The organism is Colwellia demingiae (assembly GCF_007954275.1).
GTDB classification, from domain to species: domain Bacteria; phylum Pseudomonadota; class Gammaproteobacteria; order Enterobacterales; family Alteromonadaceae; genus Colwellia; species Colwellia demingiae.
Genome location: NZ_VOLT01000002.1, coordinates 260,644 through 286,308, shown reverse-complemented (window position 1 = coordinate 286,308; position 25,665 = coordinate 260,644). Strand labels below are relative to the sequence as shown.

Sequence of the window (25,665 nt, the reverse complement as noted above, 5' to 3'; positions counted from 1 at the left end):
AAAAGCCGTTGATATTTATAATATCAGCGGCTTTTATTTTATGTTTGCTTATATTGCTTATTATGGCTAAGTTCTAAAAATGAACTACGGCACCAGCAAAGAAACCGTCATAAGTTAAATCACTGTAGAAGTTATCTAAATCATCTAATTCTATTTTGACAGTGCGGTAACCAAGTGTCACATCAAAATCGACTGCAAGGTTGTCTAACACGGCATAGCTCACGCCAATTTGGGCATCATAAACAGTTTGGTCGTCATAACTAATAAAGTTAGCATCGGCGAAAATGTTTAACCCGGTAAAAGGTAGACCAACAATAGTTGATACATAAAACATTGGGATAATGCCAGAGACATCTAAATCACTTTGTAATCGAGTTTCAGGTTCTATGACTTGAATGTTAGCGTCTAAATCACGCGCAGTTAAACCAAAATCAAAGGTTAACAAATCGTTGTCAAATACTTCATAATAAAGAGTGTAATCAACGAAGCTGGCATCTAACGTAGTATCTAAAGTTGCGTTAGCATTATAAGTAATACCATCAAACTTAAAGCTGTCATTTAATGTAGTACCACCAACCGTATCAAGTGTTGTTGATGCTATTTTAATATTAGGAATTAATGGAATTGGGTGCTCAAAAGCGACGTAGAAGCTGCCTTGGTTTTCATCATCAAATTCAAAAACTGATTGATTATCAGCTCCTTCACCAAAGCTACCGCTGGCTTCGTTAGACCAGATTTGGCCGCCGATATATAAACCTAATAGAGTATCGGCTTGGGCAGCGCCACACATTAGTGCCGCTAAGCTGCCAGCGAGTAAAGTCTTTTTCATGTCATTATCCTTTGGTTAAAAGTTCATTTAAATCGATTAATGCTGCATTTGCGCGAGAAATATAGTTAGCCATTACCAGTGAGTGATTGGCAAGAAGACCAAAGCCACTACCGTTTAAAATCATTGGGCTCCATACTGATTCTTGGCTTGCCTCTAGCTCGCGAATAATTTGCTGTAAGCTAATTTTGGCATTTTTGTTTTCTAACACGCTATTAAAATCTATTTCAATGGCTCTAAGTAATTGCAGTAATGCCCAAGTAGCACCTCTAGCTTCATAGAATACATCATCTATTTGCCACCAACTTGTTTGCAGTTGCAAATGAGAGTCACCTTGGCTTGATTGCTCTGCGGGTTTATCACCAGCTAAATCAGTATTGACCTGTTCACGACCTACGCTCAAGCTTAAGCGGTGAGAGTAACCACCTAAACGCTTTTGAACTTCTTCAATATAGGCACGTAGGTTATCGGCACGAGCATAAAACTGAGCTTTATTACCATTAGTGCTAACCAATGCCGAACGATAGGCATAAAGTTGCTTAATAGCTTCTCCATATTCAGACTCTGCACTCGGTACAGCCCAACTTTCACTATCGATATTAAAACGTGGTTGTGCTTCGAGTAAGTGCTTGTTAACAAGGGATTGTGATTGAGAACGGCTAAAGTCTTTACGCATAACTAATGCTATATCACGGACCATCTCTAATACACCGAACTCCCAAGCAGGCATATTATCTAAAAAGAGTGAAGGAGGCATAATGTCATTTGATAAATAACCACCAGGCTTATTTAATAGTGCTTCACTGACTTTTATCAATGCAGTGGTGGTGGTGTAGCCAACAACAGGGGCAACATTTTCAGCTTTAGCTGCTTGTGTTACTTCAGCGTGAATATTGATGGACATAGGAGCAGTGCTCCAATAAACACCAATGCCATATAGAAGAAAAAAGATGCCAGTAAAGGCCCAGACAATTGATTTTGTAGAAAACATTGTTTTCATATCCACTCCAAGGATGAGGTTGTTGGTATTGTACTATTTAAAACGATAAACAGGTAATTGAATATTAATGTTTGTTTTATTTGAGAACTTTAATGTTAATGGAATAACACTTTTTTCTTTCATTGGATGTTTTAATGAAAAAATCATGAGGTGTAATCCTGATGGTTGAAGAATAACTTTACTGTGAGCCTTGATGGTAATTTCACCGACCTCACGCATACGCATCATACCGTCAGCCATGCTGTGTTCATGAATTTCAATACGATCAGAGATTGTACTGCTGACCTCTTGTAATGTTATCGCTTTATCACCAGTATTACTTATAGTCATATAAGCGGCGGTAATGTCACTGCCAGGTATACTTGCTTTAATATATCCATCGGTCACTGTAATCGGGCTTGTTGCGTAGACATTAGTTATCATTCCGAACAATAAAGTGAAAAAGATACCGATTTTTCTATAGTGAATATTTCTCATTGTACCTATACATCCCTGATAACAAGTATTAGAGTTTGACTATACCGTATTGATAAACCTATGTAACTAAACTGGTGGCAAATGGATAATTTGATTTTAACGACAGAAAACCAAGGTGTTTTTACAATTACCTTGAATCGTATTGATAAAAAAAATGCATTAACTAACGATATGTATAAACAACTCTGTCAGTATTTCGCTTATGCAGAGCAAACATCAAGTATTCATTGCTTGGTCATTCAAGGAAATGAACAGTGCTTTTGTGCCGGTAATGACTTGCATGATTTTATTCAATGTTCAGCTGATGACGAATTAGCCGCCCTTGCTTTTGTTAAAGTTTTGTCAGAATTTACTAAACCTCTAGTTGCCGGTGTTGCTGGCGTTGCGGTGGGTATTGGTACTACTTTATTATTGCATTGTGATATGGTTATTGCGGCTAATAATAGTAAATTTAAACTGCCTTTTACCCAACTAGGTTTATGTCCTGAAGCGGGCTCTAGTTTGTTATTAACTCAAAAAGTTGGCCCAAATAAAGCCTTTGAATTAATGGTGCTTGGTCAAACGTTTAACGCAGAGCAAGCATTGAGTTATGGCATTACTAACCAAACGTGTCAGCCAGATGAGCTATTAGCGCTAACATCCGATGTTGCCCAAGCCATTGCCAATTTGCCTGTTGAGTCAGTAATGACTAGTCGACGATTAATTCGTCAAGGGAACAAATTAGCATTGAGCCAGGTTCTTAGTGAAGAAAGCCAAGCGTTTTCTCATTTAGTTAAGTCGGATGAATGTAAAAATATTCTAGCTAAATTTTTCAAATAAAGTTGAGCGATATTATTTAAATCTACCTTGTTAGATTATTGCTGCTTTTACTGGGTATTAAGTATTAAACACTAAGCATACTGCTTAGTGTTTTTATTTCGACTACTTTTATTTCGAGTAAGCAGCCAGATAACTACTGCCATTAACAGAATTGGCCAAAATATGCCTACAGTCACCATGGCAATGCTTCCAAAGATAACCAAGCCAATAAATATCATGCCACCAAAAACACTTAATACAATTCCTAGTGCGGCCACAACTAATACCACAACAATTAACGCTGAAACTCCTATGGCTTTTAGTGGTTCAACGGCTTCACCGTCCATCATCACATGCAAGTCCATTAACTCCAACATGCCAACACCAAAAACATAGGTTAAGAAGATAGTCGCGAAAATTGCCAGTATTAAGGACTTAAAGAAGCTCATAGTTTCCTCACTTTTATAGAGATGAAAAATTATCTAGATTAATAATATTTGCTGTTAGGTAACAACATACTTGCTACGACATACGCAACACCCGTGACTACGGGTAACATAATCAGTGCGGCGATAGCGGCAATGCGCACAGCTAATCGAGGAAAGTCATAATATTTGGCAATACCTGCACAGACACCAGTCAATTTTTTATTTGCTACGTCTTTACATAAGGTCTGGCGAACACTTTTTATACTTGAATATTCTCTGTCATATCTCATGGGAACTCCTTAGTTTTGCACTCTAACTTTTACACTGTTACTTTTATAAAATGACTGCCCTCGCCTAAACGAGGGAGTTGCTATATTAAATCGTTAACCGTTAACTACTTTCTTTTTCATTTCAGCTAATTCCGCCTCAATGCTATCGTCTTGCTCAAGATCAGATATCTGTGTTGATAAATCTTTATTCTCTGTTAAATCATAAGATTCAACTTGCGCTTCAAGATGATCAATTTTTTGTTGGTAACGTTCAAATTTGGCCATTGCTTCATCAATATTGTGAATCACAGCTTTTTCCCGCACCTTTAATCTTACTTCAGCTGACTCTTGACGAAGTCTTAATGCTTCTTGACGACGTTTGGCTTCGTTAAGCTTATCTTGCAAACGTTGTGCATCTTCTTGTATGGCGGTCAACAAGTCAGTTAATTGTGCGTTTTCTGTATCTAATTGAGTTAATTCAGCTTGGCATTTATGTTTTTGTGCCAGTGCTGATTTTGCTAAATCTTCTCGACCTTTACTTAACGCGATCTCTGCTTTGTCATGCCAATGGGCTATGCCTTCTTGAGTCGTTTTAACTTTTCTTGCTAAGGTCTTTTGTTCAGCAATATTTTTGGCTGCAGTTGAACGTACTTCAACTAATGTTTCTTCCATTTCGCCAATGATCAAACGAATCATTTTTTCTGGATGCTCGGCTTTGTCTAACATGCTGTTTAAATTTGCATTAACAATGTCGGTAAAACGGCTGAATAATCCCATAGTTTTCTCCTGCTTATTTTTGATACTTAGTTTAAATATTTAGTTTTGTAATTTAATAACATGCAATTTAATTACATGTTATTAAGTTGGTTCAAAGCTATGTTAGCTTCTTAATTAGCTTCTTTGCTATCGTCGTTAACTGCTGGTGTAGCTTGCTTCACTTTTTGCTCTGCTGCTAACCAAGTTGACGCATTCTCAAATGAAAAATTAGCTGAGAATTCTTCAATTTCGATATCTATTGATTGCTGTAATTGCGTATTTAATTCAGTAATCATTTTTTCTCCTTGGGCAACAATAAAGTCGCTTACGGCTTTTTCAACATCAGGTAAAGGTGCTGCATTAACGCCAGTGCTTAGCGTGGCGCCCATTAAAGATCCGATAAGTACTAATGCAAGGCTTACATCTTTAATTTTGCTGCTAGTATTTTTAGTCATGTTAAATGTGCTCATAATAAATTCCTTCTTCTCTTTGTATTTGTTGGTTACGTTGTAGTGCTATTTTTCTATTTGGATGTTAAACATCGTCTGGTATGTAATAGCTATTACAAGTGCTGTGCCAAAGATTAATAATATTTTAAGTTGTTGATAATTATTGAATATATTATTTACTATTACTTATGTGAAAATCCCGCAAGGGAAAATATTTTAATTTTTTAGTTAAATTGACCATAGATATAGTCTATTTGACCATTTACTATACGGCTGGGTTTATTGCCTTGTTTATTATTTATACAAATTAATGCTTGCATTTAAATAGACGATCGGTCTAATATTGATTTATGCAATTAGATACTATTAAAAAACGAAGAGGCAGGCCTGCAAAGTCTGGCCGAGATACCACTAATACCAAAACTGAATTAATCAGTAGTGGCGTTGAGCACTTTACGCAATTTGGTTTTGCTTCATCGGGTTTAGATCAGATATTAAAAAAAGTGTCTGTACCTAAGGGATCTTTCTATTATTACTTTGCCAATAAAGAAGTTTTTGGTTTAGCGGTAATTGACTATTATGATGACTATTTCTGCCGCAAATTGGATTCACATTTAAAAAATGAACAGTTAGCGCCTGAACAAAGGTTAATAAGTTTTGTTGATGATGCTAAAGCGGGTATCGAACGATATAACTTTAATCGTGGTTGTTTAGTTGGCAACCTAGAGCAAGAAATTGCCGTTTTACCTGATAGTCACCGTGATAAATTAATCATGGTGATGCAAGGCTGGCAGAGTAAAATCTCTGATCACCTCAATGTACTTTGCCCGGATGCTGAACAAGAAGAGCGTCACTCGTTAGCAGAGTTTTTTTGGATTGGTTGGGAAGGTGCGGTAAGTCGCTGCAAATTAGTACAAACAACTCAGCCGATTGATCTTTTTATCAATCATTTTTTACAGTTGTTGAAAAAATAATTTTTTATTAATTAATAGACGATCGGTCTATATTGGAGATTCATATGTTTAAATGTTTACTGGTAAATAAAGATGAAAATGGTTACAAAACATCGATCACTGAATTACCTGAGGAAACTCTATCCCAAGGCAATGTCTCAGTAAAAGTCCTATATAGCACGCTTAATTATAAAGATGCCTTAGCTATTACCGGGAAAGGTCCCGTAGTAAGAAGTTTTCCTATGATACCAGGGGTAGATTTCAGCGGCATTGTTGAGCACAGTGAGAGTGATGAGTTCAAAGTCGGCGATAAGGTATTACTTAACGGCTTTGGTGTTGGTGAAAAGCATATGGGTGGCTTATCACAAAAAGCGAAAGTAAATAGTGACTGGTTAATTCCTTTACCAGAAGCCATTTCACCTCTGCAGGCAATGTCAATTGGTACCGCAGGTTATACTGCCATGTTGTGCATCCAAGCATTAGAAAAAAGCGGCATTACACCTCAAAGTGGTAAAATCCTTGTGACGGGTGCCACTGGTGGTGTTGGTAGTTTCGCGGTGAAACTACTTTCCTTAATGGGTTACTCAGTTGTAGCTTCAACAGGTAGTAGTAAACAACATGATTATTTAACTAATTTAGGCGCGACTGAGATTATCGATAGAGCAGAATTATCGGCTCCAGGTAAACCGTTAATGAAAGAAAAATGGGCTGGCGCAATTGACTCTATAGGCAGTCATACTCTTGCCAACGTTTGCGCAAGCATCCAATATGGTGGTGCTGTTGCAGCTTGTGGTTTAGCACAAGGCATGGATTTACCAGCAACAGTTGCTCCGTTTATTCTTAGAGGTGTTTCTCTATTAGGTGTTGATAGTGTTATGCGTCCTAGAGCAGACAGAGTGGCAGCATGGAAAAAACTATCGGAAATTTTACCCGCAACGGAAATGGAATCGATAGCAGAAGTGATTAGTTTAGAAGAGTCCATTGACGTAGCAAGTAAGTTACTTGATGGTAACGTTACTGGTCGTGTTGTAGTTGACGTAAATAAATAGCCTCCAAATGAAGTAATACTTCTGCAATAAAAATGGTCGCTAAGGTTAAAGTTAAGTAAAAAACACCTTAGCGGCATTGAATATCAATGTCATAGCTACTACCTTATGTTGATATTACTTATCTTGATGGAATCACTATGACTCACCCGATTATCGAAGATCTTGCTAACCGCCATACGGTAAAAAAATACGACGCAACGAGAAAAATCCCACCGGTAGATTTAGATGTCCTATATGAAGCAATGCGTCTTTCAGCTTCGTCTATTAATTCCCAGCCATGGAAGTTTATTGTACTTGAAAGTGATGAAGCAAAAACCCGTATGAGTAAAACATTCGCCAACATGCATCACTATAATCTACCGCATGTATTTGATAGCTCACAGATGATTTTGTTTGCTTATAATCCTAAATATAATCGTGAGGATTATGCCAAGGTGGTAGATAAAGGCATTGCCGATAAGCGTACATCGCATGAAAAACGCGAAGCGGCGTTTGGTGGTTTCCTTTTTGCAGAGCTTAATACTAGCGAATCTGGCGATACCAGTACTTGGACCAAAGCACAAACTTACTTAGCTTTAGGTAATACTCTTCATATACTTGCTCGACTGAAAATTGATTCCACACCAATGGAAGGTATTGATATTGAGTTAGTGAATAAAGAATTTAGCAAAGAGCTTGATGGTTATCAATGTGATGTAGCATTGGCTATTGGTTATCATCACCCGGAAGAAGATTTTAACGCCAATTTACCAAAATCTCGTTTAGCCCTTAAAGATGTTTTAGTACGCATTTAGTCTATGTGAAGAGTAAATAACTCAGAAAGTGCGAGTAATAAATAAAATAAGTCATTCATGTAAATAAGGTAACAAGAAATTCTTTGTTACCTTATCTTGGTTAATCGTTGTGAATAATTGGAGTTAAGTAGATTTTTCAGTACAATAATGATTCTTTCATTTTTCATTTTCATGGCTATGCACTCAAACCAAAATTACTCCCTAAAAAGCAGTAACAGCTTTAATATTAAGGCGAGTTGCTCGCGCATCTATTTCCCAAGCTCCTTGGCAGAATTACAGCAATTACCTGATTTATCGGCTGGCAATACCTCAGACAAGTTTTATATTCTTGGTGAAGGTAGTAATACGCTGTTTGTAGAATCTCAAGCGCCCATTATTATTCAGCCGAAATTTAACGGTATCAGTATTCTTGAACAAGATGATCGCTTTGTCGTCACAGTTGGTGCAGCAGAAAATTGGCATGACCTTGTGTGTTTTTGTCTAGAACAGGGTATTTATGGCTTAGAGAATTTAGCCTTGATTCCCGGCAGTGTTGGTGCAGCGCCAGTGCAAAATATTGGTGCTTATGGGGTAGAGTTTGCTGATTTTTGTCAAGAAATACAGTGGTATGAATTTGCCAGTAAAACACTGCAGTCGCTCACTAAACAAGCTTGCCGATTTGCCTACCGAGATAGCATTTTTAAGCAGGAACGTTATAACAAGGGTTTAATTACTCAAGTGACCTTTAATTTTCCGAAAGCATGGCAAGCAAACCTTTCTTACGCGGGACTAGATATTCTTGCAAAAGATAGCACGGCTAAACAAGTGATGGCGCAAGTCATTGCATTACGCAGTAGCAAATTACCTGATCCTAAAGAGTTACCTAATGCAGGTAGCTTCTTTAAAAACCCCATAGTTAATGATGCAGACTTTGCTCAATTACAGCAGAAATACCCGAAAATCCCCCATTACCCTCAGAAAAACGGTGAGATAAAACTGGCCGCTGGTTGGTTAATTGATCAAGCGGGATTAAAAGGATTTCGCCATGGCGCCGTTGGTGTTCATCAACAACAAGCCCTAGTTCTGGTTAACTATGGTAGTGACTTAGGTGCAGACATTATTAGTTTAGCTAAGTACATCCAACGAAAAGTAGCAGCAAAATTCTCAGTATCCTTAATACCAGAAGTACGCATGATTACCCATAAAGGTGAGAGATCATTCTCATCGTTGAGTGATTCAAATCCTATTGAAGATATTAATTCTATTAGAGGGAATCGCGATGACTAAAACAGTTAAAGAGCACTTAGTTAAGTCATTAGCCTCAGGCCAATTTGTTTCAGGACAATTGCTTGGTGAGCAGTTAGGGATCAGCCGTACTGCTATCGCTAAACATATTAAAGTATTAACTGAAATAGGCTTAGATATTTACAGTGTCACTGGCAAAGGTTACAAGCTGGCGCAACCGCTGTATTTATTAGAGAAAGAGATAATTATCAATCTATTGGCCGATGAAGCGAACCAGCAGGCTGCAAAGCAAAGCGACTTGCCATTGATTGAAGTGCATAGCTTAATTGATTCCACCAATGACTATTTAATGAGGCGTTTGCCCAATCAAGTATCATCAGGACAGGTTTGTTTAGCTGAATATCAGAGCGCTGGTCGAGGTCGTCGAGGTCGACAGTGGATTTCACCTTTTGGCTCACAAATTTACTTGTCTATGTACTGGTACTTAGAACAAGGCTTATCAGGGGCAATGGGATTAAGTTTAGTCACGGCACTAGCGGTCAGCGATGCAGTAAAAGCTCATAGTAACGTACAAGTTCAATTGAAGTGGCCTAATGATATTTATCTTGATGGCGTAAAGCTCGCAGGTATCTTAATTGATCTTGAAGGGCAGGCGTTAGAGCCTAGTCACTGCGTAATTGGCATTGGCTTAAATCTGCATATGCCAGCAGCAGCAGGTAAATTAATTGAACAAAAATGGACAGATTTGCAATCACACAGTAAAGTCAAAATTGATAGAAATGGGCTCAGTGCACAATTAATTAGTTGTTTACGAAAGCGATTACAACAACATCAGCAAGTGGGTTTAGTGCCTATGTTAGAAGAGTGGCATGCTCATGATTCTTTTTTAAATAAGCGGGTAAAATTGATGACCGGCGAACGAGTAACTCACGGCATATGTCGAGGGGTTAATAACCAAGGTGCTTTATTGTTAGAGGTAGATGGGCAAGTTAAACCAGTCTACGGCGGTGAAGTCAGTCTTAGGATGGACGAATGATCCTATTAATTGATATCGGCAATAGCCGAACGAAATATGTGCAGCTCATTAATGGTGAGTTATCAGCGACTACGCAGTTAAATAATAATGAATTTTCTGCAAAATATTTTACAAAATACTTCAGCCAAGCTAGCCAGTTAATAGTTGCCAATGTGGCTAAGTCGGCATTAACCGATGAACTTGCTACTTGGTGTGCAAGAGAAAAAATTAGCTATAAACAAGTGCACAGTGAACAGCAAAAAAACGCGTTGATTTCAGCGTATCAAGAGCCAACAACCCTAGGCATAGATCGCTGGCTCGCCCTATTAGGGACTATGCATCTTTACCCACAGGAAAATGTATTAATAATAGATGCAGGCACTGCGACCACTGTTGATTTATTGGCAAGTAATGGTCAGCACCAAGGTGGTTGGATATTAGCGGGTATTAACGCACTGTTTACTAGTATTTTAAGCCATAGCACTTTGGTTCATGCAAAAAGCAAAGTAATGCCTAGCTTAGCATTTGGCGCTAACACAACTGATAATGTCAATAACGCTTGTTGGGCAGCAACTTTGGGTATGGTTGAACAAGCAATTGAACAAGCAAAGCAATTAGGTGATATTAATCGCATTATATTGACAGGTGGCGATGGTAAGGCATTAACAACGTTATTGTTAGCACAGACAACTGGAATTACCGTTGCGGTAGAAAACATCCAATTTATCGATAATTTGATTTTCTACGGTTTGCAGGAATATGCATAAAACAAGCTATGACCTTGTCATAGTGATATGAGCAGATATCATCTGCTTAATTAAATTAAACACAGTTAGGAATTATCATGAAAGCAGGAATTATTGGCGCAATGGAGCCAGAAGTTGCCATTTTAAAAGCAAAATTAACCGATGCCAAAAGCACCGACCATGCAGGTTACACTTTTCATCAAGGTCAATTAGACGGTAGTGATGTTGTTATTGTTCAATCAGGTATCGGCAAAGTAGCTGCGGCGTTAGCAACCGCGATATTAATTGACCGTTTTCAGGTTGATTATGTTGTTAACACTGGCTCTGCTGGTGGCTTCGATGCGACCTTAAAAGTGGGAGATATTGTCGTGAGCTCAGAAGTTCGCTATCACGATGTAGACCTTACTGCCTTTGGCTATGAAGTTGGCCAATTACCAGCCAATCCTGCGGCATTTATGCCACATGGAGATTTAGTGGCAGCAGCAAAAAAAGGCATTGAACAATTAAGCCAAACAGCTGGGCAGAGCATTAAAGCGGTAACAGGGTTGATCACTACAGGTGATACTTTCATGACTAAAGAAGAAGATGTCGCCAAAGCACGTGCTAATTTCCCCACTATGGCAGCGGTTGAAATGGAAGGTGCTGCGATAGCACAAGCGTGTTTACAGCTTAAAACTCCTTTTGTTGTTATTCGCTCGCTTTCTGATATTGCTGGTAAAGAATCACCACATACCTTTGAAGAGTATTTAGAAACAGCGGCGGTCAACTCATCGCAACTCGTACTAAATATGTTAGAACAACTTAAAGGTAAAGCACTTAGCGCAGCCTAAGCACGTTACTTAAAACTAGAAGTTGGCAACTGAAAAGGGATAATTAATGACAGTACTCACCGAGTTAGTGCCTTTTACTAATCATGTGTTAATTCTCATGGTAGTGCTGATCATTAAGTCCTTAGTTAGCCATTTCATTGCTCATGAGCCACTACGTTTTTTCCAATTTTATTGCTTACAGTTAGGTAATAAAGTTAATAACAGTAAAAATAGTACTCAACATCAAATCATCGCTGGTTTATTAGCGCTATTAGTCACTTTGGTACCGATAGTTATTATTTTATGGCTCTTCGCTGACTTTATTGCGGTTGATTACCTGTGGCAAGGGTTATTACTTTATCTTGCCCTAGGCAGCCTCAATCTAGGGCAGGTAAACATAGGTATTGCACAAGCTTTAGTTGCTAAAAAAAACTATTTGGCAAAGCAAACCCTCAAGCCACTACTCTTGCGAGAAACAGATCAACTCTCACCAGTGGGGTTAAGTAAAGCGGCTATTGAAATGCACCTACTTCGCAGTTTGCAGCAAATTTATGTGGTTAGCTTCCTCTTTATTACCTTTGGCCCGTTAGCGGCTCTTAGCTACCGATTAATGTTAGAAATGCACTATTGTTGGAACACTAAATTAGGGCAATATAAACATTTTGGCTTTTACAGCCAGCTGTTTACCCAGCTTATTCAATGGTTACCTAGCCGGTTAATGGCATTATTGATATTACTAAGTACTGTAGGGCAGGGCAGTTTATTATTTTGGCGCTTAACACGAGGCCACTTCTTTAAGCTCAATAATGATTTTTTTATAGCGGTACATGCTTTTTCGCTTACCGTGAGACTCGGCGGAGTCGCTATGTATCAAGGCGAAAAATTACGTAAGGCCGCCTTTAATGATCTTGGCAAGCAACCAGAGCCACGCGATATTATTAAAGCAAGCCGAAAAGTTAATTTCACTATCTATAGCAGTTTATTTTTACTCGCGCTGTCAGCTCTATGCTGGCAGTTAGTCACGTAAAGCTAACCCCTTTGTTGATTTGGACTTTACATGAATGACTTTTTATTTTATTTAGATATTTTTGGCGTTATTGTTTTTGCTTTATCAGGGGCGCTTATGGCAGGGCGCTATCAACTTGATCCTTTTGGTGTCGTTGTGTTGGCCTCAGTTACGGCTGTAGGTGGCGGTACCATTCGCGATGTCATTTTACAAACGCCAGTCTTTTGGGTGGAAAAACCCTATTACCTCTATGTTATTTTAGTGACAGCGATACTCACCATCGTACTCATAAGACAACCAAAACGGATCCCTAAGCGTTTCTTGCTCATTGCCGATGCATTAGGTTTAGCCTTGTTCGCCGTTTTAGGCACGCAAAAAGCGTTATATTTGGGCGCACCAATCCCGGTGGCTGTTGTATTAGGTACTATTACGGGTATTGCTGGCGGTATGATTCGAGATGTTTTATGTAATGTAATTCCGATGATTTTACGTGAAGAAATTTATGCGCTGGCGGCCATGTTAGGTGGTAGTTTATTTATTATATTGCATGGGTTAAATTGGAATGATACTAACGCGATGATTGTCTCAATTTCTGCAGCATTGGCCCTACGCTTAGCTGCTATCTATTGGCATGTTTCATTACCGGCTTTTCATATTGTTGAAAAGCCAAAAAAAGATAAAGGTAAAGATAAAACTATAGAGAAATAATAAAATTACCGCTTTACAAACTCTCTATCTGATTCCTCATATCATGTAATTAAAAGTAAAAAATCCAGTACTATCAATAAGTACTGGATTTCATCATAAATGCTAATGTTGCCTCATCAAAGGCTAAAAGCTAACAGAGACCTTCACATAACCACGTCGGCCATGTAAGTCATACGTCATCACATCAGTATTAGCATCATTCCATGAAGTTAAGAACGGTGCCTTTTTATCAAATATATTATCGATACCTGCAGATAGGCTGACATCGTCAGTTAAATAATAACTGCCTTGAATATCATGATAAAAAATACTGGGCACCGAACTACCAATAGGACCGCCGCCATTGGCATCATCCGCGGTACCAATGTAGCGAATGGCATAATAAGTGCCCCAATCCTCTGCCTGTACGGTAAAGCCTAGATTAGCGCGCCACTCGGTATAACTGCCTTGATCTTCGGTAATAAGGCCTAATAATTCATGGGTTGCTTGTCCTGGTAATGGCTTATTCTCATGATTAAGTAGATGAGTTGCCTCTAAATCAACCTTGGTTGTTAAATTAAACAGCGACCCTTGGTATTGCACGTTGAAGTCTAGCCCGCTGACTTTCTCCCAAGCCGCATTAACAGGACGTTGATTAAGTGTAGTCACCTGTTTACTAATACTATGGCGCTCAAAGCTATTACAATACTCACTGTAGGCAACAGGGTCGCTATAACAAAGTTTAAGTACATCAGAGCCATTGACCGAGGTAATAGCTTCTTCAACTTCTATATCAAAATAGTCAATGGTTGCCGATAATCCCTCAACAAAACTTGCTTGCCATACCACGCCTAATGTTAATGTTTCAGCAGACTCGGGCTCTACTTCAGGATTACCGCCGACAGCGGTTAATACCGTAGTACCATCTTGCACAAAATCAACAGCGACACCATCAGCTAAACAATTAGCTGCAATGGTACCCGTGGCATTTTCACAGGGGTCAATAGTGCGAAGATTTTCAGAGTTGGTGCCACCAAACTGCTCGGTTAACATCGGCACTCTAAAGGCGGTCGATTTAACACCACGCAACATTAAACTATCAACAATTTGCCAAGTTAAGCCAATTTTGTAAGTGGTCTTATCGCCAAAGGTACTGTAATCAGCATAGCGAGTGGCTACTTCAGCATTAAGTGATTTAACAAAGGGTAAGCCAGCGAGTAAAGGAATCGAAAATTCAGCGTAGACTTCATTGACGTTATAATGGCCATTAATGCTATCTTCTCCACCATTACGTAATACAGTTGAATCTGGATTACGCCAGCCACTTTCGTATCTACTTTCAATTCCTGTCGCAAAGGCTAGGGTACCCGCAGGTAATTGAGTAATGTCACCCGTTAAATTTAAAGTAAATGATTTGAGTTCATTGCCGCCATTACCTTCACGACGATATTTAACGTAATCAATAACCTCTGGACTTAACTCACCGACACCAAACCAATCACCACAAGGAATGCTCGCACCAGCATCAGCGCTACAAACGTTCTCATCAAGGGTCTGGCTCGCTCTTTCCTTATCTAAATCGAAGGTCCAGCCATCGTTACCAGTATTACGGCTATAGTTGTAAGCCATATCCCAGTGCCAGTCGTTACTGAACTCACCATTAAGCCCTAAAACAAGGCGTGTAGTATCAGTTTCTTGAAAAAAGAAAGGTGCGCCCAGTTCGGTATTACGACGTTTTGTTAGCTCAAGATCTTGTCCTGTTGGATTATAAGCAAAATCCTTGGACACCATAATGCCACCAATGCTTCGAGGTGTAACAATCTGTTCAGATTGGCGATTGCTATACATGGCTTCGGTAAATAAATTAATTTGGTCTGTTAATTGATAATTGAGCGTTGTCGCCAAGTTAATCCGTTTACTCGGACTAACTGCATTTAAGTAAGGTATCCAAGTAAAAGCATGCTTATTACTGTCGTAAGTTTCATAGCTATTACCATCACCTTGAGGATTTTGATTAAATTGCACACTTTGGCCATCAGCCAATAATGCACGTCCACCCTCGGTAGAGGAGCTACCAAAACAAGCTAGTTGGCTGGTGCCATCATCGTTAACAATTTCTTTTTTTGCACAATCAATTCTATCTGATTGTCTGACCGCCTCAGTGTTTACGTAATTAGCACTAAAAACAAAATTACCACGGTCAAATGAAGATCCAATGTTTAAACTGAGCTCTTGATGTTCGCCATCACCTTCATCAGATGCGCCCGCTTTTGCAGTAAAAGTAGCACCTTCAAGATCATTCTTGGTAATGATATTAACCACACCAGCTACTGCATCTGCACCATAAATGGCAGAAGCGCCATCTTTTAGAATATCGATACGCTCGATCAACCCGGTGGGAATCGTGTTCAGATCTACTGAACTATTTGCGCCAGTGCCCCCATTAACCATGCGTCTACCGTTAAGTAATACCAGCGTCCGTTTAATACCCATACCACGTAAATTGACTTGCGCAGTACCATAACCGCCACTGGTCCAGTAAGCGTTAGTGGCATTACCAGCAACACCGGCTGAAAAAGGCATACGTTGTAATAAGTCTTCGACATTGACTATGCCGGTAAGTGCTATTTGTTCGGCAGTGAGAACACTAATAGGGCTGGCTGTTTCAAAATCTGCTCGTTTGATATGAGAACCGGTAATGGATATTTTTTCAATTTCTTCCGCTAAATTTTGCTCAAGCTCATTAGCATAAATATGAGGGCTGTTGAACGCCATAAATATAGCGGTAAATAAGAGGGATTTTTTCATTGGGAAGCACCAAGCTAGGTATAACAACTCGTTGTTGTAACGAGTTAAAAAGGTGCCGAGATTTTATCAGTTACAAACAATTACGTAGTGTGACATATTGCCGCAATTAGTGGGTCTGATGGCTAATTAGCCGATGCTGTAAGTTATTTGCTAAACGTTTTGTTCATTTGTTGTTGTATGTCTTCGTACCAATTATCAGTAATGGTGACTGCAGGTAAAGCTTCTATCTCAATGGTACCTGAAGTAGCTGTTTTATCTGACTCGTTATAAATATCTAATATGTTTTTAATAACAACGGGTTGCGCTTTCAGCTTAAGCTTTTCAACCAGTAATTTTGCACCTGCTTCAAAAGGTTCAATTTTTCCTGATTGTGAGCGTGTTCCTTCAGGAAAGATGATGACCTTTTTACCTTTGCAAATTTTTACGTCTTTTAATAACTTGATGATGGCACGACTGTCTTTTTGATCGACGGTAATATGGCCAACCCTATCGACAATTCGAGAAACGGGCCATTTATCCATAATACCGGTTCTACCGATAAAACGAGTATCCAAGCCTACGGCTTCTTCAAGAGAGAATATATCAAACATACTTTGATGATTAACAATTAAAATATCGGTATCGGCGTCGATAGTGCCAGTAAGGTTCACTCGAGCACCAACACTGCGCACAATCCTAACAACAAAAAATTGGCGAAAACGATTGAACATAGCACCGTGGCGTTTACACAGAGAGAGTGCAACAGACTCGGCAGCTATGAAGACATACATAGAGTATTTTTTTAGATAAAAGCTAAACATGAGTATTATTGTGAAGCGATAATTAAGCTTCAATCCCCCAGCCATCGGTATAACCAGAAAACTGGGTAACGATTTTATCAAAAGCTTCTTCTTGTTTAACAATCGCTTCATGTGATGGCGTCATAACAACGGTACAATCTACATCCCAAACATTAGGGGTTTCATCTGGGTGTAAGTTGCATTTTACTTCGGGCAAGTGTTCTTTTAAATGTTGGACCATAGCCTGTGCCTGGCTTTCTTTCTCAAACAAATGAAAAAATACCACATCATGTGATTGGCTCAAGTCTATACCTGCTTGGTGCATTTCGGCTAATACTTGGCCTGTTTCGTCATCTGGGTAGTTCATATATGGGTAAAATTCTTATGTTATTTAATGGGGCATTATAAATCGGTAAAAGCGCCTTGAATAGAGCTTGGGATAAATAAATATTTTTATGGTTGGTTTTAGTTTCCAGGATACTGAGTCAGCATAACATCAACCGCTTCCATTGTTTTTTCATTTTGTGTGGTGCTGTTATCTTTTGGCTTGAAATCTAGAGGATATATACTGCGCCACACAGAACGATTACGTTTAGGATCGACTAAATCAATAATCAAACCACCTGGATAAATAGACCAATCATCGTTGTCTTGTTGCCACGTATTGGCTTTTAAACAGTGCGGGCAAAATAACACAACTTTATTATAATCTTGGTAATCTTGACGTGTACCCTTAACTAGGTGATAGGTAACGATGATATCTGCATTCACAAGGTCACTATAATTAAAATCTTGTGCGTTAAGGCTCTTTTCTATTGCTATTTCAATACGATTTCGCTGTGCATGGCTTAGGCTTTGGCTATCAAAAAATTTTGAGTCACTCGGGTAAAAGCTATAGGTTTTTACTTTAGAAAAATCAAAACTAGTATGATAGGTCACAGGGTTGTTCATTGAGCTACAACTAGATAAATTTAATACAAGTAGGTAGAGTAGAAGTAATTTTATCGGCAATGTTAATACCATAAGTTAGCCAACACAGACTAAAGAATGCGCTAGAAGTAAAACGCTAGCCTAACAACTGGCTTAAGGTTTGAACAGGGAAACCGACAATATTATAGGTTTTATACCCGTTACCATTCAAAGTGCTCTTCGAAACAGGTATCTTGATGGGTAAAGCTTGATTACAGCGCTTTTTAACCTTGAGCTGCATTATTTTACAGAAAAGAATAAGGATATTTAATGATTAAAAGTACTTATAAGCATCTATTTATTGGTGCATCACTTATTGCAATGAGCTTTGTTTCTTTAACCGCGCAAGCACAATCATCCGTTTGGAAAGTCAGTAAAGGCAATGACTACATTTTTATCGGTGGTACAGTGCATATTTTACCACCGTCAGAATTTCCATTACCAAAAGAATTTGATGAAGCTTATAAACAAAGCGATAGCATAGTATTAGAAGCTAAATTACCTGATGGCAGTGATGCTGGCTTTCAACTGAATATGATGCAACAAATGACTTATAGCAATGGTAAAACTATTAGCAGTTTCTTATCAACAAAAACGCAACAAAAGCTCAGTCAGTATGTTTCTTCTTTAGGTGTCGATCTAGTGATGTTTGAACACTTTAAACCTGGCTTTTTGGTCACCATGTTGGCGTTATTAGAAGCGCAAAAAGCACAGTTATCAGGAGAAGGTGTTGATATCTTCTACAGCAAACAAGCAACTAGGGATAATAAAGACATAGCGTACTTGGAGAGTGCCGAGTTTCAAATGAATATGATTGCTAATATGGGTATTGGCGATGAAGATCGTTTCATCAAGTCAAACCTTGAGCAAATGACAGACTTTAAAACGATGTTTTTGGGCTTACTTAAAGCTTGGCGAGTAGGTGATGAACAGCAGCTTAATACCTTAGCTATTTTACCGATGAAGGATGATCCTAAAACATTTAAAAAATTACTAACCGATAGAAATCACACGTGGATCTCACATATTGATCGCATGTTTAGTAGCAATGGTAAAAGCACAGATAAAGAGTTTGTTTTAGTGGGCGTCGCGCATCTAGCGGGTGATAAAAGTGTTTTAGCATTATTGAAAGCTAAAGGGTATCGTGTAGAAAAGCTTTAACTTCAATAGATTTATTAAACTTGTAAAAAAGCTAGCTGAACATAGTTAAAAGGTTCAGCTAGTTAATACATCATATTCGCACCGAGTTACCACCGAGGAAACAGAGTCTCTACTTACCAAAGACTATCTTGATTCACATCTTTAAAGCTAAGTACTTTACCGCCAAATTCATCGGCAAAAGCTTGAGCATCTGTTTGTAAACTAAAGCTTGCTAACGTTTTTCCCATTGCCCCTGTTTTTTCAGAGCCAGTAACATACCAAGCAGTTTTAGCATCAATAAAATATTTATCATCAATACTGTCACTGCCCCAAGGCATTTTACTCATATCATGTACCAGTATTTGACTGACATTACGGGTATTTTCAGGGTCTAAATAATAGCTAAACATGTCGCGGGTAGAGCAGAACTTAAATACTTTATCGCCTTGTTCTTTTCGGAATACTTCGCCTTTAGGGCCATCAAAGTTGGTGATAAGCATGCCACATAAGTGACATTCATCGCTGCTTTCCATGGCAACCGCTTTATGAATAACGGCTTGTTGTGCTGAATTATCTGAACAGGCAGATATGACGATTAAACAAAAAATTGCACCGAGCGTTTTAAAAATAGCAAACATTAAAGTTTTTTCCTTTTGAAGATAAATATGGCAATGCTCAAGGGTAATGCAACCCAAGCAAGTAAAGCAGAGAACAACTGTCCTTGTGAAAGGCTAGCATTAATGGCAACAGCAAGAGCGCCGTTAACATCACTACTATCAAGCCCTGAAAGGTTTACTAAACGGAAAATGTCCGCTGGATTAAGCATCATCAATTGTGTTAAACCAGCTTGGGTAATACCTTGTTCAACGCCGACAAGTAGAGCTAATAACGCTAAATCAAAGGCAAGCGCAAACAAGAACCAAGTAATTAAAGCAAAACCAGCGGCTTTCGATTTTTCACTTACCGATAAGCTAATTAAATAAGAAATTGCAGTAAAGCTTAAGCCCAATAAAATTGCACTAACAATAAATACTGAGAAGCTTGTTAACACTTGTATGTCGCCGAGTTGGAAATACAATAATATCGCCGATGAGCCAAAACCAAGCAAGGTCGCTAAGGCGATAATACTGCCTTGACCGATAAACTTACCGAGTAATAATTGGCTTTTACTTAATGGGTAGGTCAATAACAACAACAAGGTACCACTTTCTTGTTCACCGACAAAGCTATCGTAGCTGAGCAGTAAGGCAATAAGAGGAATAAGAAAAACAGCTAAGCTGGCTAAACTGGCAACCGTTGTTGAAAGTGAAGCTACACCAACAGCACCAGAAGCTGCAGCGCCAAAGTAGGTTAAGCCAATAGACAGTAGTGCAAAAATGAGTGTAATAGAAATTAACCAACGATTTCTTAAACCATCGTGAAACTCTTTATTAGCAACGGTTAATATTTGTCTCATTATTTTTTCTCTCCACTTTCATGTTCCGACAGGAAGTGCTGATAAACTTGCTCTAAATTTGCAGTCTCTACCTGTAAATCATCTAAGCCTTCATGACTGATTAATTGTCTTAATACCTTCATTTTTTCCTGTTCAGGTACCAATAAAGTGTTTGGACAGTTGGCGGTTAAAAAACCATTTAGTTTGCTGTCATTCGCCACTGAACCATTAAGTCCAAAGGGTTTGATAGCAACAGGTAAAGCCGCCTGTTGACGTAAATCGGCTAAGGTACCCATAGCTAATAATTGACCAGTCGATAAAATCATCGCCCGATCAATATGTTGCTCAACACCTGGCAAAACGTGAGAACATAGAATGACACTAGAGCCATTAGACTTTAATTGATCAACTGTTTTATAAAAATCGCGGGTAGCGATGGGATCTAAACCAACGGTTGGTTCATCAAGTAATAATAATTTCGGCTCACCAATAAATGCTTGTGCTAAACCTAAACGTTGACGCATACCCTTTGAGTACGTTTTTACTTGTCTTTTCATCGCATGGGTAATACCCACTTGCTCAAGTAAATCAATAGCCTGTTTTTTATTGAAACCTTTTAATTTTGCAAAGTAAGTTAATACTTCTAAGCCGGTAAGTTGTTCATAAAAACTCACGTTTTCAGGTAAGTAACCAACTTTACTACGACAATGCCATGCTTCTTTTGAATCAGGCGCCATGCCCATTACTTCAACCGTGCCACGACTTGGAGAAATAACCCCTAGGATAAGTTTCATCATGGTAGTTTTACCGGCGCCGTTATGGCCAAATAAACCCATAACCTCACCTTGGTTCAAGTGCATTGTCACTGACTTTAAAGCATCGAGTTGCTGGTAACTTATACCTGCATCGGTGAGTGATACTAGTGGAGTACTCATAAAATTATTCCTTCAAGCTTGCGCTAGTGGTGTTTGCTGACTGCGCAGAATTACTTTTTGCAAAGGTAGGTGTTGTAACGGTTTGATCGTTCTTTGTTAAACTAGGGGCGCTCATTAATGGGAAGCTGTCTTTAACGCCCGGTGGTTTAAGTACTGGAAATTGTCTTTGTACCCAGCGCAAAATTAAAATTGCAGGGCTATCCATAATCATTTTCATTTCGGGGTATTGCCAGACGAGTTTATCTATACCGTCGTTGGGTTCAAAAATAGTATCGCCGATGCCATCATTCCCCATATCCCAGCCTAAATAATTACTCCAGTAATTACCTCGACCATCTTTACTCCACTCTTGTTTTTTATTGGAAACATATTTAACTTGGGTGGGATTATTGATAAAGCTATTACCGAATATCTTGATGTTTTCAGAACCAGCCGTAAGATGAATGCCTATTTCAGCGGTATCAATAATATTGTTTTTTACCGTATTGTAGCCTGAGTTATAAACAAATAAGCCTTTACCATCGCGGCCAAGCACTTTATTTTCAGGTTTTGTCCAAACGTTTTTAACATAGTTATGACTAAAAGTAGACTGGGTAATAAAATTCAGTAAAAAACCATAATCTTCGCTGTCGATTGTTTTATTACCGGTAATAGTTAATCGACGTGAACTCATTAAGGCGTAACCTGCACGAGTATTGTAAGCAGAATTATTTTTTACTGTATTATCATAAGAATACATATAATGAATACCGTAGCGTAAATGGTGCATGGTATTTTGTTCAATAATATTATTTTGACTGGAAATAACATAAACACCGTCTCGAGTTTCACTGACCTCATTAAGAAAAATATGGCTATTAGTGACATTGGCAACTTGAATACCGTTTCCTCTGTCAGCTGAACGTAATGTTAAGTTTCCTTTAACGCGGTTATGGCTAATAATCGCTTTGTCAGCTTGATTAAGCCAGATGCCAAAACCATCCCCAATTAAAATATTATTTCTAATGGTTAAGTTAGGTACTTTGTTGTTGTCTATTTTATCATGAGAATATATACCAGAATTTTGCTCGGTTAAGTCATTACCCCAGTTGGTTATGGTTAGGTTTTCTATGGTGATATGCGAATTTTTGAGCCATAAACCATGACCTTTACCTTGAGAGTCTATAATGGCTTCGCCTTTATTATTGCTACGAAGCGTTACTTGATTTGGGATGATGAAATTACCGAAGTAACTCCCAGACTCTAATATAATAACATCGCCATTCTGGCTATTATTAAGTGCTTGTTGTAAATCATCAGCGGGCGATAATTGAATTTCTTGCGCAGTGACTTGTTGAGCATAAAAGCTGCTGATGATGAACAAGATGGCAAGTGATTTTTTGAAGAGTAGCAAAACAATTATTCTATAAAAGGGTAACTAAATGCAGCATAGCATTATTAGACGAAAATCAGTTGATCTCGATTAAATAAGTTTCATTTATAGCTCATAATAGGCAATAAAAATATAAATATCCTTGCAATATCGTGGATAGCTGTTCTTATGTTTTTTGGGCACGGTATTTCGTAGGTTTATAAGATTGATAACCTGAACTGATGAGATGGAAAACGTATATCTTGCGTGTTGGTCTGGCTTCAATTCAACAAACATACGACCACGTATTTTCATGCTTGTAGTATATTAACTGCATGACAGAACCAGTTTCCTGTAATTAAGATCACAAAAAAGCCCGACATTTTTCAATGTTGGACTTTTGAATTCTTAATTAACTGTTTGTTAAGTTAAAGCTTAAGCTTAAGCTTCAACGAACAAACGACCACGCATTTTCATGCTTGTAGTATATTAACGGCATGACAGAACCAGTTTCCTGTAATTAAAATCACAAAAAAGCCCGACACTTTTCAGTGTCGAGCTTTTGAATTCTTAAATAACTGCTTGTTAAGTTAAAGCTTATGCTTCAACGAACATACGACCACGCATTTCCATGCTTGTAGTATATTAACTGCATGACAGAACCAGTTTCCTGTTATTAAGATCACAAAAAAGCCCGACACTTTTCAGTGTCGAGCTTTTGAATTCTTAATTAACTGTTTGTTAAGTTAAAGCTTATGCTTCAACGAACATACGACCACGCATTTTCATGCTTGTAGTATATTAACTGCATGACAGAACCAGTTTCCTGTAATTAAGATCACAAAAAAGCCCGACACTTTTCAGTGTCGAGCTTTTGAATTCTTAATTAACTGCTTGTTAAGTTAAAGCTTATGCTTCAACGAACATACGGCCACGCATTTTCATGCTTGTAGTATATTAACTGCGTGACAGAACCTTTTCGGTAACATCACGCATGAAGCTATTATTAAGCTTCAACAAACATACGACCACGCATTTCCATGTGTAGTGCATGACAGAACCAGTTACAGTAATACCACTGTACGCCAGGTTTGTTGGCAGTAAAGGTAATAGAAGAAGTCTGTTGAGGACCAATTTCCATTTGTACGCCGTGGTTAGTCATACAGAAACCATGAGTTACATCTTCTACTTGGTCAAGGTTAGTTATGATTACGGTGACTTCATCACCTAGTTTTACAGTAAACTCACTCATACCGTAGGTAGGTGCAACAGAAGTCATATATACACGAACTTTTTTGCCATCGCGAATAACTTTATTGTCACTCATTGGATTAACACCATCACGCTTCGCGATTGCTAATGTTTCTGCAAAAGTTGGCTCATCACGGGTATAAACTTTCTTAGGCTTAATTTTACTACGGTGTACCATAATACAGTCATGCGGTTCAGCAAATGTTGGACCATCATGAACAATTTTCATTTCATCACCAGAAATATCAATTAATTGATCATTTTCTGGTTTAAGTGGTCCAGTAGGTAAGAATCTATCTTTAGAGAACTTACATAGAACAACTAACCATTTACCATCAGCATCACGTGATTCACCTTGTGTTGTATGGTTATGGCCTGGTTGATAATGCACATCAAGTTTTTGACGTAAATAGTTAACTTTTTCGCCATTGTACGCTTTGATTGCGTCTTCAACATTCCATTTAGCAATTTGGCTATCTAGGAATAATGTAGTGTAAGCGTTACCGCGGCCATCAAACGCTGTATGTAAAGGACCTAAACCTAACTCTGGCTCAGCTACTACAGTGTCACGAGGTTTAATTTTGTTTGCAAATAAATCATCTAACTTAGCAATAGAAATTACTGTTACTGTTGGTGATAATTTACCATTTGCCATGAAGTATTTACCTTCTGGCGAAGTATTCAAACCATGAGGTGATTTTGGAACTGGAATATAACGTGTTAATTCAGAACCTTTACGACCATCTAGTACTGGTACATCATTACCGTTATAAGTTTTGAATTTACCCGCTTTAAGTGCTGCTTCACAAGCCGCTAAGCTGAATACAACAACGTGGTCACGCTCAGCAGAAATCATTTCGCCTAAGTTCATACCCATTTCTGAGTTGTAACATGTAGATGCGAAGTACTTACCATCAAAATCGGCATCAGTATTATCTAAGTTACCGTCAACCATTACTTGGAAAGCCATTTCCATGGTTTCTGCGTCAATTACGTTGTATAACGAACGGTAAGTGCTGACATCTCTCATGCCTTCTTTACCATCGTTATTCATTGGAATTTCAAATTCACCATTACAAACAACATATTTAGTATATGGTGCTTTTTGTACACGTAATCCGTGAACTGCTTGTACGTTTGGTACCGTAAGCATTTTGTCACACTTCATGATGTCACAACGAATACGTGCTACACGGGAGTTAGCTTTATCATTAATGAAAACATATTTACCGTTGTAACTACCATCGGTCATACTCATATGAGGATGATGAGAGTCACCCATCATGATATCGGCACTGTCGCCTTTAACACGTTTAGATTCTTCAGTTAAACCCCAGCCTGTTGCTGAGTCAGTATTAAATACTGGAATACGCATTAACTCACGCATTGATGGGATACCCATAATACGGACTTCACCAGAATGACCACCTGACCAGAAGCCATAATACTCATCTAATTCACCTGGATGTACAACAGGGCTCATTGCAATTTCTTTTCTTTGTGCTTGCGCAGTAGAGGCAAACATAGCTGCTGTCATTGGCGCTGCTACAACACCTGCACCGATTAGGGCACTTTTACCAAAAAACTTACGACGTTCTTCGCTTTCCAATGTAACTTCATTGGAGTCATTCGTTAAATTTAACTCTTCTTTACTCATTGTTATTCTCCACTTTACTTAAAATGTAATTAAATTTGTTATTTAGCTCGCTTG

The 25,665-nt window shown here is 38.5% G+C and carries 27 protein-coding genes; 11 read left to right on the top strand and 16 right to left on the bottom strand.

Annotated features, from left to right (window positions below):
- Positions 1–73: 73 nt before the first annotated feature.
- Genes ESZ36_RS04075 through ESZ36_RS04065 form a run of 3 tightly spaced genes read right to left on the bottom strand, consistent with a single transcriptional unit; the run spans position 74 to position 2,303 of the window.
- The gene (locus ESZ36_RS04075; RefSeq protein ID WP_146783916.1) at positions 74–829 is read right to left on the bottom strand and encodes a TIGR04219 family outer membrane beta-barrel protein; all 756 of its coding nucleotides are present in this window, start codon (positions 827–829) and stop codon (positions 74–76) included.
- Between the two features lie 4 nt (positions 830–833).
- Positions 834–1,826, bottom strand: coding sequence for a DUF2333 family protein (locus tag ESZ36_RS04070; RefSeq protein ID WP_011045481.1), 993 nt, complete (start codon positions 1,824–1,826; stop codon positions 834–836).
- A gap of 33 nt (positions 1,827–1,859) precedes the next feature.
- The gene (locus ESZ36_RS04065) at positions 1,860–2,303 is read right to left on the bottom strand and encodes a copper chaperone PCu(A)C (protein WP_146783913.1); all 444 of its coding nucleotides are present in this window, start codon (positions 2,301–2,303) and stop codon (positions 1,860–1,862) included.
- A gap of 81 nt (positions 2,304–2,384) precedes the next feature.
- On the opposite strand from ESZ36_RS04065, the gene ESZ36_RS04060 reads away from it, so the two are divergent.
- Positions 2,385–3,122: an enoyl-CoA hydratase-related protein gene (locus ESZ36_RS04060; protein WP_146783910.1), complete on the top strand. Its 738-nt coding sequence runs from the start codon at positions 2,385–2,387 to the stop codon at positions 3,120–3,122.
- 71 nt (positions 3,123–3,193) lie between these two features.
- Here ESZ36_RS04060 and ESZ36_RS04055 read toward each other — a convergent pair whose 3' ends face one another.
- From ESZ36_RS04055 to ESZ36_RS04040, 4 genes are all read right to left on the bottom strand, one after another.
- On the bottom strand, positions 3,194–3,550 hold the full coding sequence (locus tag ESZ36_RS04055) for a hypothetical protein (RefSeq protein WP_146783907.1): 357 nt from the start codon (positions 3,548–3,550) through the stop codon (positions 3,194–3,196).
- A gap of 38 nt (positions 3,551–3,588) precedes the next feature.
- Positions 3,589–3,819, bottom strand: coding sequence for a PspC domain-containing protein (locus tag ESZ36_RS04050; protein WP_052056231.1), 231 nt, complete (start codon positions 3,817–3,819; stop codon positions 3,589–3,591).
- A gap of 93 nt (positions 3,820–3,912) precedes the next feature.
- Entirely contained in the window at positions 3,913–4,575 is a 663-nt protein-coding gene (pspA, locus tag ESZ36_RS04045; RefSeq protein WP_146783904.1) for a phage shock protein PspA, read from the bottom strand.
- 110 nt (positions 4,576–4,685) lie between these two features.
- Positions 4,686–5,024, bottom strand: a complete 339-nt coding sequence (locus ESZ36_RS04040; RefSeq protein WP_146783901.1) for a hypothetical protein — start codon at positions 5,022–5,024, stop codon at positions 4,686–4,688.
- 329 nt (positions 5,025–5,353) lie between these two features.
- On the opposite strand from ESZ36_RS04040, the gene acuR reads away from it, so the two are divergent.
- From acuR to ESZ36_RS03995, 9 genes are all read left to right on the top strand, one after another.
- The gene (gene acuR, locus ESZ36_RS04035; protein WP_146783898.1) at positions 5,354–5,977 is read left to right on the top strand and encodes an acrylate utilization transcriptional regulator AcuR; all 624 of its coding nucleotides are present in this window, start codon (positions 5,354–5,356) and stop codon (positions 5,975–5,977) included.
- A 44-nt stretch (positions 5,978–6,021) separates the two neighbouring features.
- Positions 6,022–7,005: an acrylyl-CoA reductase (NADPH) gene (gene acuI / locus ESZ36_RS04030; RefSeq protein WP_146783896.1), complete on the top strand. Its 984-nt coding sequence runs from the start codon at positions 6,022–6,024 to the stop codon at positions 7,003–7,005.
- 137 nt (positions 7,006–7,142) lie between these two features.
- On the top strand, positions 7,143–7,799 hold the full coding sequence (locus ESZ36_RS04025) for a nitroreductase family protein (RefSeq protein ID WP_146783893.1): 657 nt from the start codon (positions 7,143–7,145) through the stop codon (positions 7,797–7,799).
- A 147-nt stretch (positions 7,800–7,946) separates the two neighbouring features.
- Complete coding sequence (murB, locus tag ESZ36_RS04020) at positions 7,947–9,065, top strand: UDP-N-acetylmuramate dehydrogenase (RefSeq protein WP_246128985.1); 1,119 nt, start codon at positions 7,947–7,949, stop codon at positions 9,063–9,065.
- Complete coding sequence (gene birA / locus ESZ36_RS04015) at positions 9,058–10,059, top strand: bifunctional biotin--[acetyl-CoA-carboxylase] ligase/biotin operon repressor BirA (protein WP_146783890.1); 1,002 nt, start codon at positions 9,058–9,060, stop codon at positions 10,057–10,059. Before murB ends, birA begins: the two co-directional genes overlap by 8 nt.
- A complete protein-coding gene (locus ESZ36_RS04010) occupies positions 10,056–10,805 on the top strand; it encodes a pantothenate kinase (protein ID WP_146783887.1) in 750 nt (249 codons plus the stop codon). Before birA ends, ESZ36_RS04010 begins: the two co-directional genes overlap by 4 nt.
- Before the next feature lie 77 nt (positions 10,806–10,882).
- On the top strand, positions 10,883–11,614 hold the full coding sequence (mtnN, locus tag ESZ36_RS04005) for a 5'-methylthioadenosine/S-adenosylhomocysteine nucleosidase (RefSeq protein WP_146783884.1): 732 nt from the start codon (positions 10,883–10,885) through the stop codon (positions 11,612–11,614).
- 46 nt (positions 11,615–11,660) lie between these two features.
- Complete coding sequence (locus tag ESZ36_RS04000; RefSeq protein WP_146783881.1) at positions 11,661–12,620, top strand: cobalamin biosynthesis protein CobD/CbiB; 960 nt, start codon at positions 11,661–11,663, stop codon at positions 12,618–12,620.
- 30 nt (positions 12,621–12,650) lie between these two features.
- The gene (locus ESZ36_RS03995) at positions 12,651–13,307 is read left to right on the top strand and encodes a trimeric intracellular cation channel family protein (protein WP_146783878.1); all 657 of its coding nucleotides are present in this window, start codon (positions 12,651–12,653) and stop codon (positions 13,305–13,307) included.
- 123 nt (positions 13,308–13,430) lie between these two features.
- On the opposite strand, the gene ESZ36_RS03990 is transcribed toward ESZ36_RS03995, so the two are convergent.
- From ESZ36_RS03990 to ESZ36_RS03975, 4 genes are all read right to left on the bottom strand, one after another.
- Positions 13,431–16,094, bottom strand: coding sequence for a TonB-dependent receptor (locus tag ESZ36_RS03990; RefSeq protein ID WP_146783874.1), 2,664 nt, complete (start codon positions 16,092–16,094; stop codon positions 13,431–13,433).
- Positions 16,095–16,237: 143 nt separating this feature from the next.
- A complete protein-coding gene (locus ESZ36_RS03985) occupies positions 16,238–16,864 on the bottom strand; it encodes a lysophospholipid acyltransferase family protein (RefSeq protein WP_246128984.1) in 627 nt (208 codons plus the stop codon).
- A 52-nt stretch (positions 16,865–16,916) separates the two neighbouring features.
- The gene (locus ESZ36_RS03980) at positions 16,917–17,240 is read right to left on the bottom strand and encodes a ribonuclease E inhibitor RraB (protein ID WP_146783868.1); all 324 of its coding nucleotides are present in this window, start codon (positions 17,238–17,240) and stop codon (positions 16,917–16,919) included.
- A gap of 98 nt (positions 17,241–17,338) precedes the next feature.
- The gene (locus ESZ36_RS03975; protein WP_246128983.1) at positions 17,339–17,824 is read right to left on the bottom strand and encodes a DUF4136 domain-containing protein; all 486 of its coding nucleotides are present in this window, start codon (positions 17,822–17,824) and stop codon (positions 17,339–17,341) included.
- 288 nt (positions 17,825–18,112) lie between these two features.
- Here ESZ36_RS03975 and ESZ36_RS03970 point away from each other — a divergent pair, with 288 nt between their 5' ends.
- The gene (locus tag ESZ36_RS03970; RefSeq protein ID WP_146783863.1) at positions 18,113–19,003 is read left to right on the top strand and encodes a TraB/GumN family protein; all 891 of its coding nucleotides are present in this window, start codon (positions 18,113–18,115) and stop codon (positions 19,001–19,003) included.
- A gap of 113 nt (positions 19,004–19,116) precedes the next feature.
- On the opposite strand, the gene ESZ36_RS03965 is transcribed toward ESZ36_RS03970, so the two are convergent.
- The 5 genes from ESZ36_RS03965 to nosZ all read right to left on the bottom strand — a co-directional run bounded on the left by ESZ36_RS03965 (position 19,117) and on the right by nosZ (position 25,611).
- Positions 19,117–19,620, bottom strand: a complete 504-nt coding sequence (locus tag ESZ36_RS03965) for a nitrous oxide reductase accessory protein NosL (protein WP_146783860.1) — start codon at positions 19,618–19,620, stop codon at positions 19,117–19,119.
- On the bottom strand, positions 19,620–20,438 hold the full coding sequence (locus tag ESZ36_RS03960; protein WP_146783857.1) for an ABC transporter permease: 819 nt from the start codon (positions 20,436–20,438) through the stop codon (positions 19,620–19,622). The genes ESZ36_RS03965 and ESZ36_RS03960 overlap by 1 nt, the downstream gene beginning before the upstream one ends.
- Complete coding sequence (locus ESZ36_RS03955; protein ID WP_146783854.1) at positions 20,438–21,352, bottom strand: ABC transporter ATP-binding protein; 915 nt, start codon at positions 21,350–21,352, stop codon at positions 20,438–20,440. The genes ESZ36_RS03960 and ESZ36_RS03955 overlap by 1 nt, the downstream gene beginning before the upstream one ends.
- Before the next feature lie 4 nt (positions 21,353–21,356).
- A complete protein-coding gene (locus tag ESZ36_RS03950) occupies positions 21,357–22,745 on the bottom strand; it encodes a nitrous oxide reductase family maturation protein NosD (protein WP_211357757.1) in 1,389 nt (462 codons plus the stop codon).
- Between the two features lie 964 nt (positions 22,746–23,709).
- Positions 23,710–25,611 (bottom strand): TAT-dependent nitrous-oxide reductase, encoded by a 1,902-nt coding sequence (gene nosZ / locus ESZ36_RS03945; RefSeq protein WP_146783851.1) that lies wholly within the window; start codon positions 25,609–25,611, stop codon positions 23,710–23,712.
- Positions 25,612–25,665 lie beyond the last annotated feature (54 nt).

Coding starts and splice junctions, on each gene's coding strand:
- acuR (WP_146783898.1), top strand. CDS start 5,354: ATGCAATTAGATACTATTAAAAAACGAAGAGGCAGGCCTGCAAAGTCT.
- ESZ36_RS03995 (WP_146783878.1), top strand. CDS start 12,651: ATGAATGACTTTTTATTTTATTTAGATATTTTTGGCGTTATTGTTTTT.
- ESZ36_RS04065 (WP_146783913.1), bottom strand. CDS start 2,303: ATGAGAAATATTCACTATAGAAAAATCGGTATCTTTTTCACTTTATTG.
- ESZ36_RS04010 (WP_146783887.1), top strand. CDS start 10,056: ATGATCCTATTAATTGATATCGGCAATAGCCGAACGAAATATGTGCAG.
- ESZ36_RS03975 (WP_246128983.1), bottom strand. CDS start 17,824: ATGAACAACCCTGTGACCTATCATACTAGTTTTGATTTTTCTAAAGTA.
- nosZ (WP_146783851.1), bottom strand. CDS start 25,611: ATGAGTAAAGAAGAGTTAAATTTAACGAATGACTCCAATGAAGTTACA.
- ESZ36_RS04025 (WP_146783893.1), top strand. CDS start 7,143: ATGACTCACCCGATTATCGAAGATCTTGCTAACCGCCATACGGTAAAA.
- ESZ36_RS03970 (WP_146783863.1), top strand. CDS start 18,113: ATGATTAAAAGTACTTATAAGCATCTATTTATTGGTGCATCACTTATT.
- ESZ36_RS03990 (WP_146783874.1), bottom strand. CDS start 16,094: ATGAAAAAATCCCTCTTATTTACCGCTATATTTATGGCGTTCAACAGC.
- murB (WP_246128985.1), top strand. CDS start 7,947: ATGATTCTTTCATTTTTCATTTTCATGGCTATGCACTCAAACCAAAAT.
- acuI (WP_146783896.1), top strand. CDS start 6,022: ATGTTTAAATGTTTACTGGTAAATAAAGATGAAAATGGTTACAAAACA.
- ESZ36_RS04000 (WP_146783881.1), top strand. CDS start 11,661: ATGACAGTACTCACCGAGTTAGTGCCTTTTACTAATCATGTGTTAATT.
- ESZ36_RS04040 (WP_146783901.1), bottom strand. CDS start 5,024: ATGAGCACATTTAACATGACTAAAAATACTAGCAGCAAAATTAAAGAT.
- ESZ36_RS04070 (WP_011045481.1), bottom strand. CDS start 1,826: ATGAAAACAATGTTTTCTACAAAATCAATTGTCTGGGCCTTTACTGGC.
- birA (WP_146783890.1), top strand. CDS start 9,058: ATGACTAAAACAGTTAAAGAGCACTTAGTTAAGTCATTAGCCTCAGGC.
- mtnN (WP_146783884.1), top strand. CDS start 10,883: ATGAAAGCAGGAATTATTGGCGCAATGGAGCCAGAAGTTGCCATTTTA.
- ESZ36_RS03980 (WP_146783868.1), bottom strand. CDS start 17,240: ATGAACTACCCAGATGACGAAACAGGCCAAGTATTAGCCGAAATGCAC.
- ESZ36_RS04060 (WP_146783910.1), top strand. CDS start 2,385: ATGGATAATTTGATTTTAACGACAGAAAACCAAGGTGTTTTTACAATT.
- ESZ36_RS04075 (WP_146783916.1), bottom strand. CDS start 829: ATGAAAAAGACTTTACTCGCTGGCAGCTTAGCGGCACTAATGTGTGGC.
- ESZ36_RS03955 (WP_146783854.1), bottom strand. CDS start 21,352: ATGAGTACTCCACTAGTATCACTCACCGATGCAGGTATAAGTTACCAG.
- ESZ36_RS04050 (WP_052056231.1), bottom strand. CDS start 3,819: ATGAGATATGACAGAGAATATTCAAGTATAAAAAGTGTTCGCCAGACC.
- ESZ36_RS03965 (WP_146783860.1), bottom strand. CDS start 19,620: ATGTTTGCTATTTTTAAAACGCTCGGTGCAATTTTTTGTTTAATCGTC.
- pspA (WP_146783904.1), bottom strand. CDS start 4,575: ATGGGATTATTCAGCCGTTTTACCGACATTGTTAATGCAAATTTAAAC.
- ESZ36_RS03985 (WP_246128984.1), bottom strand. CDS start 16,864: ATGTATGTCTTCATAGCTGCCGAGTCTGTTGCACTCTCTCTGTGTAAA.
- ESZ36_RS04055 (WP_146783907.1), bottom strand. CDS start 3,550: ATGAGCTTCTTTAAGTCCTTAATACTGGCAATTTTCGCGACTATCTTC.
- ESZ36_RS03960 (WP_146783857.1), bottom strand. CDS start 20,438: ATGAGACAAATATTAACCGTTGCTAATAAAGAGTTTCACGATGGTTTA.